11 protein-coding genes are annotated in these 13,070 nt (G+C 75.2%); 8 read left to right on the forward strand and 3 right to left on the reverse strand.

The annotated features are described in order from the left end of the window. Positions 1 to 9: 9 nt before the first annotated feature. Together ACFU9A_RS04150 and ACFU9A_RS04155 are read left to right on the forward strand one after the other, a co-directional pair. The gene (locus ACFU9A_RS04150; protein WP_430573999.1) at positions 10 to 1,401 is read left to right on the forward strand and encodes an MFS transporter; all 1,392 of its coding nucleotides are present in this window, start codon (positions 10 to 12) and stop codon (positions 1,399 to 1,401) included. Positions 1,402 to 1,491: 90 nt separating this feature from the next. Then, entirely contained in the window at positions 1,492 to 2,988 is a 1,497-nt protein-coding gene (locus ACFU9A_RS04155) for a carboxylesterase/lipase family protein (RefSeq protein ID WP_430574000.1), read from the forward strand. Positions 2,989 to 3,008: 20 nt separating this feature from the next. On the opposite strand, the gene ACFU9A_RS04160 is transcribed toward ACFU9A_RS04155, so the two are convergent. Continuing rightward, the gene (locus ACFU9A_RS04160; RefSeq protein WP_430574001.1) at positions 3,009 to 3,713 is read right to left on the reverse strand and encodes an IclR family transcriptional regulator; all 705 of its coding nucleotides are present in this window, start codon (positions 3,711 to 3,713) and stop codon (positions 3,009 to 3,011) included. Between the two features lie 127 nt (positions 3,714 to 3,840). Here ACFU9A_RS04160 and ACFU9A_RS04165 point away from each other — a divergent pair, with 127 nt between their 5' ends. The 3 genes from ACFU9A_RS04165 to ACFU9A_RS04175 all read left to right on the forward strand — a co-directional run bounded on the left by ACFU9A_RS04165 (position 3,841) and on the right by ACFU9A_RS04175 (position 7,012). Continuing rightward, positions 3,841 to 5,733: an FAD-dependent monooxygenase gene (locus ACFU9A_RS04165; RefSeq protein WP_430574002.1), complete on the forward strand. Its 1,893-nt coding sequence runs from the start codon at positions 3,841 to 3,843 to the stop codon at positions 5,731 to 5,733. Positions 5,734 to 5,761: 28 nt separating this feature from the next. Beyond that, the gene (locus ACFU9A_RS04170) at positions 5,762 to 6,361 is read left to right on the forward strand and encodes a gamma carbonic anhydrase family protein (RefSeq protein ID WP_430574003.1); all 600 of its coding nucleotides are present in this window, start codon (positions 5,762 to 5,764) and stop codon (positions 6,359 to 6,361) included. Between the two features lie 84 nt (positions 6,362 to 6,445). Continuing rightward, the gene (locus ACFU9A_RS04175) at positions 6,446 to 7,012 is read left to right on the forward strand and encodes a dihydrofolate reductase family protein (protein ID WP_430574004.1); all 567 of its coding nucleotides are present in this window, start codon (positions 6,446 to 6,448) and stop codon (positions 7,010 to 7,012) included. 4 nt (positions 7,013 to 7,016) lie between these two features. Here ACFU9A_RS04175 and ACFU9A_RS04180 read toward each other — a convergent pair whose 3' ends face one another. Together ACFU9A_RS04180 and ACFU9A_RS04185 are read right to left on the reverse strand one after the other, a co-directional pair. Then, entirely contained in the window at positions 7,017 to 8,681 is a 1,665-nt protein-coding gene (locus ACFU9A_RS04180; protein WP_430574005.1) for a thiamine pyrophosphate-binding protein, read from the reverse strand. 183 nt (positions 8,682 to 8,864) lie between these two features. Beyond that, positions 8,865 to 10,187: an alpha-L-fucosidase gene (locus ACFU9A_RS04185; protein WP_430574006.1), complete on the reverse strand. Its 1,323-nt coding sequence runs from the start codon at positions 10,185 to 10,187 to the stop codon at positions 8,865 to 8,867. A gap of 148 nt (positions 10,188 to 10,335) precedes the next feature. On the opposite strand from ACFU9A_RS04185, the gene ACFU9A_RS04190 reads away from it, so the two are divergent. Genes ACFU9A_RS04190 through ACFU9A_RS04200 form a run of 3 tightly spaced genes read left to right on the forward strand, consistent with a single transcriptional unit; the run spans position 10,336 to position 13,060 of the window. Continuing rightward, positions 10,336 to 11,265 (forward strand): amidohydrolase family protein, encoded by a 930-nt coding sequence (locus ACFU9A_RS04190; RefSeq protein ID WP_430574007.1) that lies wholly within the window; start codon positions 10,336 to 10,338, stop codon positions 11,263 to 11,265. Beyond that, complete coding sequence (locus tag ACFU9A_RS04195; RefSeq protein WP_430574008.1) at positions 11,262 to 12,041, forward strand: SDR family NAD(P)-dependent oxidoreductase; 780 nt, start codon at positions 11,262 to 11,264, stop codon at positions 12,039 to 12,041. The genes ACFU9A_RS04190 and ACFU9A_RS04195 overlap by 4 nt, the downstream gene beginning before the upstream one ends. Then, positions 12,038 to 13,060: an aldo/keto reductase gene (locus tag ACFU9A_RS04200; protein WP_430574009.1), complete on the forward strand. Its 1,023-nt coding sequence runs from the start codon at positions 12,038 to 12,040 to the stop codon at positions 13,058 to 13,060. The genes ACFU9A_RS04195 and ACFU9A_RS04200 overlap by 4 nt, the downstream gene beginning before the upstream one ends. Positions 13,061 to 13,070 lie beyond the last annotated feature (10 nt).

Raw genomic sequence — 13,070 nt, forward strand, 5'->3', positions numbered from 1 at the left:
TCTCCCGCCATGTCCACCACCGGGACCACCGGCACGGCTGCCGCCCCGACCACCGAGCGCCGCGAGCTCCGCCGCGTCGCGTTCGCGACCGTCATCGGTACCACCATCGAGTGGTACGACTTCTTCCTCTACGCCAGCGCCGCCGGGCTGGTGTTCGGCACGCTGTTCTTCGAGCCGGCCGGCAAGAGCGCGGCCACCCTGCTGTCGTTCGCGACCGTCGGGATCAGCTTCCTGTTCCGCCCCCTCGGCGCCTTCCTCGCCGGCCACTTCGGCGACAAGATCGGCCGCAAGGCGATGCTCGTCGTCACGCTCGTCCTCATGGGCGGCGCCACCACCCTCATCGGCCTGCTGCCCACCTACGACACGATCGGCATCGCCGCCCCGGCGCTCCTCGTGCTGCTGCGCATCGTCCAGGGCCTGTCGACCGGCGGCGAGTGGGGCGGCGCCGTCCTCATGGCCGTCGAGCACGCGCCCGACGGCCGTCGCGGCCGCATGGGCGCGTTCCCGCAGATCGGCGTCCCGATCGGCCTGCTCCTCGCCTCCGGCGTGCTGGCGCTCATGACCGGCGTCATCTCCCCGGGCGACGCCTTCCTCCAGTGGGGCTGGCGCATCCCGTTCCTGCTGAGCGTGGTGCTGATCCTGGTCGGCATCGTCGTGCGGCGGTCGGTCGAGGAGAGCCCCGTCTTCCTCGAGATCGCGGAGAAGAAGGCGGCCGCGAAGACGCCGATCCTCACCCTCTTCCGCAAGCACTGGCTGCTGGTGCTGCTCGCCGCGCTCACCTTCGCCGGCAACAACGCCGCCGGCTACATGACCACCGGTGGGTACCTGCAGAACTACGCGACCACGCCGCTCGCCGACGGCGGCCTCGTCGGCATGGACCGCACGCCGGTGCTGCTCGCCGTCGCGGGCGCGTCCGTGGTCTGGCTGGCCTGCACGTTCGCGGCGGGCGCCGTCTCCGACCGCATCGGGCGCCGGAACACGTACATCATCGGCTGGGTCGCCTTCCTGGCCACGGTGTTCCTGCTGTTCCCGCTGGTGAACACGGGCAGCCCCTGGCTGCTGTTCGTCGGCGTCTCGCTCTTCGCGATCGGCAACGGCTTCACGTACGGGCAGCAGGCCGCGTACTTCGCGGAGCTCTTCCCGGCCTCGATCCGCTACTCCGGCGTGTCGATCACCTACGCGATCGGCGCCATCCTGGGCGGCGCGTTCGCCCCGACCATCGCGGCCTGGCTGGTGCAGCGCACCGGCACCGCGACGTCCGTCGCGTTCTACATCGCGGGCGTCATGGTGGTGGCGTTCGCCGCCACGCTGCTGCTGCGCGACCGCACCGGCATCCCGCTGGGGCCGGAGCACGAGGAGGAGCAGGCGGCCAGCCCGATCTACGGGGTCTCGCGCGCCTGACGCCTCACCCCCGTCGGGGGAGGATCAGGAGCGCGGCGTCGGCGCGTACGGTGTGCACCGGTGTGCACCGTCACGAGCGCGGAGGTCCTGATGACGAACGAGACCGGGCAGTCCGGACCGGCCGACCTCGTCGAGGTGCGGACCGTCGCCGGCCGGGTGCGTGGGCGCTGGCGTCCGGGCGCCGGGCCGGGGGCGCCCCGCTCCGCCGCCTTCCTGGGCATCCCGTTCGCCGAGCCGCCCGTGGGCGACCTGCGGTTCGCCGCCCCCGTGCCGCACGCCCCGTGGGACGGGGTGCGGGACGCCCTCGAGCACGGCGCCACCGCCCAGCGCGGCGACCCCGGCGTCACGCTCATCCCCGAGCCCAGCGTGCCGGGGGAGTCCACGCTCAACGTCAACGTGTTCACGCCCTCGCCCGAGCCCGCGTCTCCCGGCGCGGGCCTGCCGGTGCTCGTCTGGATCCACGGGGGCGGCTACTTCGCCGGGTCGCCCGCGAGCCCCTGGTACGACGGCCGCGCCTTCAACCGCGACGGCGTCGTCACGGTGTCGGTGTCGTACCGCCTCGGCTTCGACGGCTTCGGCCGGATCGAGGGCGCGCCGTCCAACCGCGGCGTGCGTGACTGGCTCCTCGCGCTGGAGTGGGTGCAGCAGAACGTCGCGGCCTTCGGCGGCGACCCGGCGCGCGTGACGGTCGCCGGGCAGTCGGCGGGAGGCGGCGCGGTGCTCACCATGCTCGGCATGGAGCGCGCGCAGCACCTCTTCCACGGGGTCTACGCGCTCTCCGGCGCGCTCGCCGACGTGTCCGACGAGCGCGCGCGGGCGCTCGCCGAGGACATCGCCCGGCGGGCCGGCGTCGCGCCGACGCGTGAGGGCTTCGCGTACGTCCCCGAGGAGCGGCTCCTCGCCCTCCAGAAGGAAGCCACCGACCTCGACCCCCGGCAGCTGGACACGGTGATCTCGCAGGGGCTGCCGCTCGGCCCCGCCGTCGACGGCGACCTCCTGCCGCGGCCCACCCGCGAGTCGCTGCGCGCCGGCGTCGGCGCGGACAAGCCCCTCGTGCTCGGCACCACGGACGACGAGTTCACGATGGCGCTCGCGGGCGCCGCGCGGACGCTGCGCTGGGTGCCGCGGTCGTTGCTGCTGTCCCGGCTGGGCGTGCCGGCCCGGGCGCGCCGCGCCTACCTGGACGCCAACGCGGACGTCGTCGCGCTCGGGAAGGTCCGGCTGGCGGGCCGCGTCGTCACCGACCGGATGTTCCGGACCGGTGCGCTGCGCGTCGCCGCCGACCGCGGGGGCGCGGCGACCTGGCTCTACCGGTTCGCGTGGCCGTCGGGCGCCTTCGGCTTCGCCGAGCACTGCCTCGACGTGCCGTTCTTCTTCGACTGCCTCGACGGGCCCGCGACGGAGCCGCTCGCCGGCCCGCACCCGCCGCAGGAGCTCGCCGACGCGGTCCACGCCGCGGCGGTGGCGTTCGTCGTCGACGGCGACCCCGGCTGGCCGCGTCACGACGACGCCGGGACCGCCCGCGTCTGGGACGTGCCGGTGCGTGACGAGCCGGACGCCTACGCCTCGGTGCGCCCCCTGCTCTGAGGGCCGGGCGCCGCCCGGGGTCAGCCGCCCAGGGCGTCGCGGACGGCGGCGGCGGACCGGGTGAGCCGGGCGGCCACCTGCTGGTGGTCCAGGGGGCTCGCGACGTGCACCACGGCGAGCGCGGCCGGCCCGCGGCCGCGCAGCGCGAGCGGCACGGCCACGGACTCGAGGCTGGGGATCACCTCGTCGTGGCTGGTCGCCCACCCGCGCCCGGCGGCCTCGGCGACGGTGGCGCGCAGCGTGGCCGGGATGCCGGCGGGCCAGTCGGCCTCCGGCACCAGCGTGAGGATCGCCTTGCCGGGGGCCCCGGCGGTGACGGCGTGCCGGGTGCCCGGGCGCTGCGCCACGGGTGCGACGGCGTGGCGCGGCTCGACGCTGACGAGCGTCACGCACTCGTCGTGGTCGAGGACGACGAGGAAGCACGTCATCCCCAGCTCGTTCGCGACGGCGGTGAGCTCCGGCAGCGCCTCGGCCTGCAGGTCGTGGGCGACCCCGGCGGCCAGCGCCGCCATCCGCGCGCCGAGGGCGACGTGCCCGTTCGCGTCACGCACCACCAGCCCGTGGTGCTCCAGGGTGCGCAGCAGCCGGTACGCGATCGACCGGTGCACGCCGAGCCGCCCGGCGACGTCGTCGATGGTGAGCGGCTCGCGGGCGTCGGCGAGGGTCTCGAGGATGCGGATCCCGCGGCTGAGGGTCTGCGACGGCGGGGGGCCGGCGTCGGGCATCGGCGTCCTTCCGGTGGGTTAGGCTGCATTCAATAGTAGAACGGCGTGTTCGAATATAGAACGGCGCCGCCGAGCGTGCAAGGCCCGACGCGGACGTCGGGGGCATCGACGACGATGAGGAGAGCTCGTGCAGTTCCACCACCACGGCTACGTGTCCGGCGACCCGCGGGTGCTGCCGCCCGCCGGCACCGGTGTGGACCGGCCCGACGACCTGCCCGACGAGGTCGACGTGCTCGTCGTCGGGTCCGGACCCGCGGGCATGCTGCTCGCCGCGCAGATGTCGCAGTACCCCGGGGTCACGACGCGCATCATCGAGAAGCGCGAGGGCCGGCTGGTGCTCGGCCAGGCGGACGGCATCCAGCCGCGCAGCGTCGAGACCTTCGACGCGTTCGGCTTCGCGGAGCGCATCGTCGCCGAGGCGTACAACATCGGCTGGATGAACTTCTGGGGCCCGGACCCCCGGAACCCGGAGCACATCGTGCGCACCACGCGCACCGAGGACTACGGCCTCAAGATCAGCGAGTACCCGCACCTCATCGTCAACCAGGCGCGCGTGCTCGACTACTTCGCCGAGGCCGCCGCGCACGGGCCGGCCCGCATCGTGCCCGACTACGGCGTCGAGTTCCTCGGCCTCACGGTGCACGACGGCGACGAGCACCCCGTCGAGGTTCGCGTGCGGCACGTCGCGGGCGACCGCGCCGGCGAGGAGCGCACCGTACGCGCCAGGTACGTCGCCGGGTGCGACGGCGCCCGCAGCGCGGTGCGCGAGGCGATCGGCCGCAAGCACGTCGGCGAGTTCGCGGCGCACGCCTGGGGCGTGATGGACGTGCTCGTCAACACCGACTTCCCCGACTGGCGCTCCAAGTGCGCCATCAACTCCGAGGCCGGGAACATCCTCCTCATCCCGCGCGAGGGCGGGTACCTCTGCCGCGTGTACGTGGACCTCGGCGAGGTCGCCGCGGACGACCACCACCGGGTGCGCACGACACCGATCGAGGAGATCGTCCGCCGGGCCAACGAGATCCTCACGCCGTACACGCTGGACGTGAAGGAGGTCGCCTGGCACAGCGTGTACGAGGTCGGCCACCGCGTCACCGACAAGTTCGACGACGTGCGCGACGGCGAGGAGCACCGCACCCCGCGCGTCTTCCTCACCGGCGACGCCTGCCACACCCACAGCGCCAAGGCGGGGCAGGGGATGAACGTGTCGATGCAGGACGGGTTCAACCTGGGCTGGAAGCTCGGGTCCGTGCTGACCGGCCTCAGCCCCGAGTCCCTCCTGGCCACCTACACCACCGAGCGGCAGCCCGTGGCGCAGCAGCTCATCGACTTCGACCGCGAGTGGTCGAGCCTCATGGCCCGCAAGCCCGAGGAGATCTCCGACCCGCAGGAGCTGGCCCACTACTACCTCGCGACGTCGGAGTTCCCCTCCGGGTTCATGACGCAGTACGGGCCGTCGTCGATCGTGGCCGGCGGCGCGCGGCAGGAGCTGGCGGCCGGCTTCCCGCTCGGCAAGCGGTTCAAGTCCGCCGAGGTGACGCGCGTGTGCGACGGCAACGCCGTGCACCTGGGCCACCACGCCAAGGCGGACGGCCGGTGGCGGGTCTACGCGTTCGCCGACGCCGCCGCCCCGGGGGCGGGGTCCGCGCTCGACGCGTGGGCGGCCTGGCTGGCGTCGCCGGAGTCCCCCGTGGCCCGGTGCACGCCGGACGGCGCCGACGTCGACGCCGTCCTCGACGTGAAGGTCGTCTACCAGCAGGCCTTCCAGGACGTGGACCTCGCGGAGGTCCCCGAGGTGTTCCGGCCGCAGACCGGACCCCTGGGGCTCACCGACTGGGAGAAGGTGTACGCCGCCGGGCCCACCGTCTGGACCGGGGACGACATCTTCGCCGAGCGAGAGCTCTCCCGCGACGGGGTGGTGGTCGTCGTGCGTCCCGACCAGTACGTGGCGCACGTGCTGCCGCTCGACGCCACCGACGAGCTCGCCGAGTTCTTCGCGGGGGTGTTCGTCGGCCGCTGACGCCGCCCCCGCTGGTACGTTCCGGGCCATGCTGATCCGTCATCGAGGAACCGCGCCCACCGTCGACCCGTCGGCGTACGTCGCGCCGACGGCGGTGCTGGTCGGCGACGTGCGCGTCGCCGCCGGGGCCCGGATCCTGCACGGCGCCGTCCTCACCGCGGAGGACGGCGCCGTCGTCGTCGGCCGCGACACCGTGGTCATGGAGCAGGCTCTCGTGCGCGGCCGCCGCGGCCACGACGCGCGGCTGGGCGACGCCGTGCTGGTGGGCCCGCACGCGCACGTCAACGGCAGCGTGGTCGAGGACGAGGCGTTCGTCGCGACCGGCGCCGCCCTGTTCCCGGGGAGCCGGGTCGGTGCCGGCGCGGAGGTGCGCATCCACGGCGTCGTGCACGTCAACACCGTCCTCCCGCCGGGCGCGGTCGTGCCGATCGGGTGGGTCGCCGTGGGCGACCCGGCCCGGATCCTGCCGCCCGGGAGCCACGACGAGATCTGGGCCGTGCAGCGCGAGCTCGACTTCCCGGGCACGGTCTACGGGACCGCGCGGGACACGCCGGCGCGCGAGACGATGCGCCGCCAGTCGGAGTTCTACGGCGCGCACCGGGACGACGAGGTCGTCGACCCGGGGTAGCCGTCGTCGTGCGCGCGGCCCCGACCCCTGCGAATACTGGGGCGGAGGCGTCGCCGACGACGCGCGCCAGGAAGGGGCCCTGCCATGGCCGACCTGATGATCGACTACATCACCTCGCTCGACGGGTTCGGCTCCGCCGAGGGGTGGCCGGGGCTGTGGGGCATGGGCGGCCCGGACTACTTCGCCTTCCTCGAGCGGGACGGCCGGCTGGAGTTCACCACCCTGCTGGGCGCCACGACGTACCGCCTCTTCGCCCAGTTCGCGGAGACGGGCGAGGAGGAGATGGCCGAGGTCACCGCGCGCCCCAAGGTCGTGTTCTCCCGGACGCTCACCGAGCCGCTGGAGTGGGCGAACACCACGCTCGTCCCGGGCGACGCCGTCGAGGCCGTGCGCGCGATGAAGCAGGAGGGCGTCCCGCTCCGGACGATCGGCAGCCCGGGCCTCGCCCGCTCGCTCCTCGTCGCCGGCCTGGTGGACCGGGTGCGCGTGGTCGTGTTCCCGGTGGTCAACGGCGCCACGGGCGGCGACCGCCTCTACGACGGCTGGCCCGACGTCCGGCTGGAGCTCCTCGACAGCCGCACCCTCGACGGCCGGCTGCAGCTGCTCGAGTACGCGCCGACCGTGCTGGACGGGCCGCCCGGGACGGGCTGAGCGACTACCGGGTGCGGCTCACCCGCAGGACCTCCTCCTGCCACGGGGCGACGACGGTCGAGGAGATGCGGCAGTCGAGCATGAGGAAGCGGCGCTGCCCGACGGGCTCGCGCGCCCACGTCCCGAGCCGGTCGAGGTCGTCCAGGGTGCGCACGACCACGCCCTCGGCGCCGACGGCCGCGGCGAGCGCGGCGAAGTCGGTCTCGGGGATGCGCATGGGCTCCTCGGCGAGGCCCTGGCGCCCGTAGACGTGCACCTCGGCGCCGTACACGGCGTCGTTCCAGACGACGGCGACGCCCCGACCGCCGGCGGTGCGGACCGCGGTCTCGAGGTCGGCGAGGGCCATGAGCCCGCCGCCGTCGCCGGTGGTGAGGACGACGGTCGCGTCGGGCAGGGCCGCGGCGGCGCCGGGCACGCTGGGGAACCCGAGGCCGATGGACTGGTAGGCGGTGCCGACCATCATCATGCGGTCGGGGGAGGCCACCGGCCAGTACATGTTGGCCCAGCCGATGAAGTGGCCGCCGTCGGAGACGACGACGCGGTCGGCGGGCAGCAGCGCGCCGATGCGGCTCGCGACGCCGCGGGGGTCGAGCCGGCCGTCGGCGGCGATCCCGTCCGCGGGGCCGGTGTCGTAGGTGCGGGCGGCCGCGACGCCCACGGAGTCGCGCCAGCCCGAGGGCACAGCGCCGAGGGAGCGCAGCTCGTCGAGCAGCGCGCGCGTCACGAGGGCGGCGTCCCCGCGGATGAACGAGCCGACGTGGCGGTGGGTCGCCGCCTCGGCGGTGTCCACCTGGACCACGCGGGTGCCGGGGGAGAAGAGGTCGCCGAACCGCATCGTGAACTGGTTGAGCGACGCGCCGACCACGACGGCGACGTCCGCCTCGCGCACCAGCGACATCGCCCCGTCGGCGCCGAAACCGCCGGCGACGCCGAGGTCGTACCGGCCGTCGGGGAACACGCCCCGGCCGAGCGCCGTCGACGCGGTGAGCGCGCCGGTCGCCGCGGCGAGCTCACCCAGCGCCTCCCCGGCGCCCGCGAGCCAGGCGCCGCGGCCGGCGAGCAGCAGCGGCCGCTCGGCACCCGCGAGGGCGCGCGCGAGGTCGGTGATCGCGGCGGCGTCGAACGGGCCCACGGGCGCGAGCGGCCCGGGCAGCGCCGGCTCGGGCGCCTCGGGGACGGGGCCGGCCTCGCGGGCGGCGACGTCGTAGGGGATCGCCAGGACGACGGGCACCCGGTAGGTCAGGGAGTGCTCGATCGCGATGACGGTGGTCGCGGCGGCGTCCGCGCGGCCGACGGTATAGGTGCGGGCGCCGACGGCGGCGGCCAGCGCGATCTGGTCGACGTCCCACGGGCGCGGGCCCGACGTCGGCTCGTCGCCGGTGAGCAGCACCAGGGGCACGCGCGCCTGCGCGGCCTCGGCCAGCGCCGTCAGCGTGTTCGTGAAGCCGGCGCCGTAGGTGGCGGTGGCGGCGGCGATGCGGCCCGACGCGCGGAAGTACGCGTCGGCCGCGACGACGCCGCCGGCCTCGTGCCGGACGGCGGTGAAGCGCGCGGACGTCGCGCGCTCGACGTCGTCGAGGAACCAGGCGTTGCCGTTGCCCATGACGCCGAAGACGTGGTCGACGTGCTGGGCGAGGGTACGGGCGACGTGGGCGGACACGGTGGGCACGGGGCCTCCAGGGAACAGTGACGGATGAGTGGTGCGGTCCGTATGTGTCCCGTGCGAGCCCGGCGCCGGTCGGTGGACGACTCCGACGACCGGGCTGCCGCGCGCCCCTTTTTCGAGCGCAGGCGGTGCGTGTCCGCCTCGACACCGGGGAGCATAGTCCAGCCCGGTGCCCACCGTGCGGCGTCAGCCCAGGTCGTCGAGGAACAGCTCCACCACCGGCACGGCGACGTCCGGCCGCACGGTGGGCAGGTGCAGCGTGAGGGTGCCCGCCGGCTGGCCGCCGGGGTTGGTGTTCCACGCCTTCTGGTCGGGGTCGGTGCGGGAGGTGCGCAGCTCGGAGCCGTCGTTCAGCAGCTGCGCGTACCGGACCCGGTCGGCCAGGCCGCGCAGGTGCACGTGCCCGAACGGCCAGGCGAACAGGTGCACGTACAGGCGGTCGCCGCGCTGGGTGAGCACGGCCCCGGGCGGCAGCCCGGGCGCGACGGCGGCGGCGAGGTCGGCGTCGGCCGGGCCCGCCCCGGTGATCGACCGACCGTGCAGGCGGGTCCACGCACCGAGCGCGGCCAGGGTCGTGGTGTCTCGGGCGGGGACGGCGCCGCGCCCGTCGGGCCCGATGTTGAGCAGCAGGTTGCCGCCCTTGGAGACCGTGTCGACGAGCATGCGCACCAGCAGGTCGGGGTCCTTGAACTTCGTGTTGTCGCGGTCGTAGCCCCAGCTGCCGTTGAGCGTCTGGCAGGCCTCCCAGACGACGAGCTCCCCGGCGGCGTCGCGCATCGGGGCGTCCGGCTGGTACTGCTCGGGGGTGACGAGGTCGCCGGGGATGCCGAGGCGGTCGTTCACCACGGCCTGCGGCTGCAGCTCGCGGACCAGGGCGAGCAGCTTCTCGGCCTCCCAGTCCTCGGGGTACTTGCCGCGCCAGCCGTCCTTGTCCTCGGCGAACGTGAAGTCGAAGAACACGTAGTCCACCGGCCCGTACCCGGTGAGCAGCTCCCGCACCTGGGCGTGCAGGTACTCGCGGTACCGGGCCATGTCGCGGCCCTCGTTGAGCGCGTGGGCGTCCGGGTCGTCCCGGCGGGGGTGCACGTGGTCCACGGTGAAGTCGGGGTGGTGCCAGTCGATGAGCGAGTGGTACAGCCCGAGGTGGAGGCCCTCCTCGCGGACCGCCTCGGCGAGCTCGGCCACGAGGTCGCGCCCGCGGGTGCGGGCGATGCTGTAGTCGCTGACGGCGGAGTCCCACAGCGCGAAGCCGTCGTGGTGCTTGGTGGTCAGCACCACGTACTTCATGCCGGCGTCCTTCGCGGCGCGGGCGATCGCGCGCGCGTCGAAGAGGTCCGGGTCGAACACCTCGGCGTAGCGTGCGTACTGCTCGGCGGTCTGCTTCTCGAAGCTCATCACCCACTCGTGCCGGGCGGCGGCGGAGTAGAGGCCGAAGTGCACGAAGAGGCCGAAGCGGGCCTCCGTGAACCAGGCCTGCTCGGGGCGCAGGGGCGGGGCGGCCGGGGTCATGCGGATCACTCCTCGTCGAGCGGGCGGTGCCGGTAGAGATATGACGTATCGGGCGTGCGCTCCGAGCCTATCGGCCGCACACGGGGGTAGCGCAAGGGGATCGACGGCCTATAGGTTGGATGAATTGCCCCAGGCCGAGGGAGTCCGGATGTCCGACGTCGTCGTCGACGCGCACCATCACCTGTGGGTCCGCGCGCGGACCCCGCAGCGCTGGATCGACCCCACGACCATGGCCGCGATCGACGCCGACTTCACGCCCGCCGACCTGCCCGCCGCCGCGCACGGGGTGGACGCCACCGTCGTCGTGCAGAGCGCCAGCACCTGGGCCGACACCGACGACCTGCTGGCCGTCGCCGCGTCGCCGGAGGGGCGCGCGGCGCGCGTCGCGGGTGTCGTCGGCTGGGCCGACCTGTTCGCCCCCGGCCTCGAGGACCGGCTGGTCGCGCTCCGCGAGGGCCCCGGCGGCGACCGCCTCGTCGGGATCCGCACGATGGTGCAGGCCGAGCCCGGCGCCGACTACCTGGACCGCCCCGACGTGCACGCCGGCATCGCCGCCGTCGGCGCCGCAGGGCTGCCCTTCGACCTCGTGGTGCGGGCCGACCAGCTCCCCTCGTGCGCGCGGCTGGCCGCCGCGCTGCCGGGCGTGCGGTTCGTGCTCGACCACCTCGCCAAGCCGCCGCTCGCCGCGCTGCCCGGCGCCGACGGGCGACCCGGCGACCCGGCCGCCCTCGACGCCTGGCGCCGCGACCTGGCCGCGCTCGCCGCCCGGCCGAACGTCGTCGCGAAGCTGTCCGGGCTGGTCACCGAGGCCCGCTGGGACTCGTGGACCACCGCCGACCTGCGGCCCGCCGTCGACCACGCGCTCGACGTCCTCGGCGCCGGCCGGCTGCTGCTCGGCAGCGACTGGCCCGTCTGCCTGCTCGCGTCCGGCTACGGCCGGTGGCTCGCCGCCGCCGACGAGCTGCTGGCCGGCCTCACCCCGGGCGAGCGCGCCGCCGTGCGCGGCGCGAACGCCGTCTCCGTCTACGGGCTCGACGTCGGGCCCGCCACCCTCCCCCGCACGAAGGAGCACCCGTGACCACCCCCACCGAGACCTTGCCGGAGTTCGCCGGCATCCGTGCCGTCGTGACAGGGGGCGCGTCGGGCATCGGCGCCGCCGTGGTGCGCGCGCTCCTGGCGCGCGGCGCGCGCGTGGCCGCGATCGACCGTACCCGCGACGGCGTGCCCGAGGGCGCGGGCGCGGAGGTCGCCGACGTCACCGACGACGTGGCCGTGCGCGCCGCCGTCGAGGCCGCGGCCGCCACGCTCGGCGGCATCGACGTCGTCGTGAACAACGCCGGGATCGGCGCCCAGGGCACGGTCGCGGACAACGACGACGCCGAGTGGCTGCGGGTGCTCGACGTCAACGTGCTCGGCATCGTGCGCGTGACGCGCGCGGCGCTGCCGCACCTGCGGGCCTCGGAGCACGCGGCCGTCGTGAACATGGCGTCGATCGCGTCGTGGTCGGGGCTGCCGCAGCGGGCGCTGTACTCCGCGAGCAAGGGGGCCGTGCAGGCCCTGACGCTCGCGATGGCGGCGGACCACGTGCGCGAGGGCATCCGCGTGACCTGCGTGAACCCCGGCACGGTCGACACCCCGTGGGTGGGCCGCCTGCTCGACTCCGCGGCCGACCCGGCCGCCGAGCGCGCCGCGCTGGAGGCCCGCCAGCCCACGGGGCGGCTCGTCAGCCCCGAGGCCGTGGCGCACGCCGTCTGCTACCTCGCCAGCCCGCTCGCGAGCTCCACCACGGGCACCGCGCTCGCCGTCGACGGCGGCATGCACGACCTGCGCGTGCGCCCGCCGGAGCAGGCGTGAGCGCCGCGCCGGCGGCGGGCGTGCTGCCGACCCGGGAGGTCCGCTCCACCGGGGTGCGCCTGACGAGCCTCGGGTACGGGGCGGCGCAGGCCGGCAACCTGTACCGGGCCACCACGGACGAGGAGACCGCCGAGGCGCTCGGCACGGCGTGGTCGGCCGGGGTGCGGTACGTCGACACGGCGCCGCACTACGGGCTCGGGCTCTCGGAGCGGCGCGTGGGCGCCGTGCTGCGCGACCTGCCGCGGGACGAGCTCGTGGTCTCGACGAAGGTCGGACGACTGCTGGTGCCCTCGCCCGAGACGGCCGACCGCCGGGACAGCGACATCTTCGACGTGCCCGCCGCCACCCGCCGGGAGTGGGACTTCTCCCGCGACGGCGTGCTGCGCTCGCTCGAGGCGAGCCTGGAGCGCACCGGCCTGGACCGGGTCGACGTCGTCTACCTGCACGACCCGGACGACCACGAGGAGCAGGCGTTCGCCGAGGCGGTCCCCGCGCTGCTGGAGCTGCGCGACCAGGGCGTCGTGGGCGCCGTGGGCGCGGGGATGAACCAGTCGGCGATGCTCGCCCGGTTCGTGCGCGAGACCGACGTGGACGTGGTGATGTGCGCCGGCCGGTTCACCCTGCTGGAGCAGCCCGCGCTGGCCGACCTGCTCCCGGCGGCCCTCGACCGGGGCGCCGCGGTGGTGGTGGCGGGCGTCTACAACTCGGGGCTGCTGGCCCGCGAGACCGTGCCCGACGACGCGACCTACGACTACGCGCAGGCCCCCGCCGCGCTGCTCGACCGCACCCGCGCCGTCGCGCGGGCGTGCGCCGACCACGGCGTCACGCTGCCGCAGGCGGCGGTGGCCTACGTGCGCACGCACCCGGCCGTCGCGAGCACCGTGGTGGGGCTCCGCACGGCGGACCAGGTGCGCCAGGCCGTGGACCGGCACACCGCCGTCGTGCCGCCCGAGCTGTGGACGGACCTCGTCGACCGGGGCCTGCTGGCCCCCGAGGCCCACCCCGACGCCTTCGCCTGACGCCCGGCCA

The sequence above is a fragment of the Isoptericola sp. NPDC057653 genome (assembly GCF_042799955.1).
Lineage (GTDB): Bacteria > Actinomycetota > Actinomycetes > Actinomycetales > Cellulomonadaceae > Isoptericola.

What these genes read in the sequence shown, in the direction of transcription:
- ACFU9A_RS04150 (WP_430573999.1), top strand. Translation starts at nt 10, where the DNA reads ATGTCCACCACCGGGACCACCGGCACGGCTGCCGCCCCGACCACCGAG.
- ACFU9A_RS04155 (WP_430574000.1), top strand. Translation starts at nt 1,492, where the DNA reads ATGACGAACGAGACCGGGCAGTCCGGACCGGCCGACCTCGTCGAGGTG.
- ACFU9A_RS04160 (WP_430574001.1), bottom strand. Translation starts at nt 3,713, where the DNA reads ATGCCCGACGCCGGCCCCCCGCCGTCGCAGACCCTCAGCCGCGGGATC.
- ACFU9A_RS04170 (WP_430574003.1), top strand. Translation starts at nt 5,762, where the DNA reads ATGCTGATCCGTCATCGAGGAACCGCGCCCACCGTCGACCCGTCGGCG.
- ACFU9A_RS04175 (WP_430574004.1), top strand. Translation starts at nt 6,446, where the DNA reads ATGGCCGACCTGATGATCGACTACATCACCTCGCTCGACGGGTTCGGC.
- ACFU9A_RS04185 (WP_430574006.1), bottom strand. Translation starts at nt 10,187, where the DNA reads ATGACCCCGGCCGCCCCGCCCCTGCGCCCCGAGCAGGCCTGGTTCACG.
- ACFU9A_RS04190 (WP_430574007.1), top strand. Translation starts at nt 10,336, where the DNA reads ATGTCCGACGTCGTCGTCGACGCGCACCATCACCTGTGGGTCCGCGCG.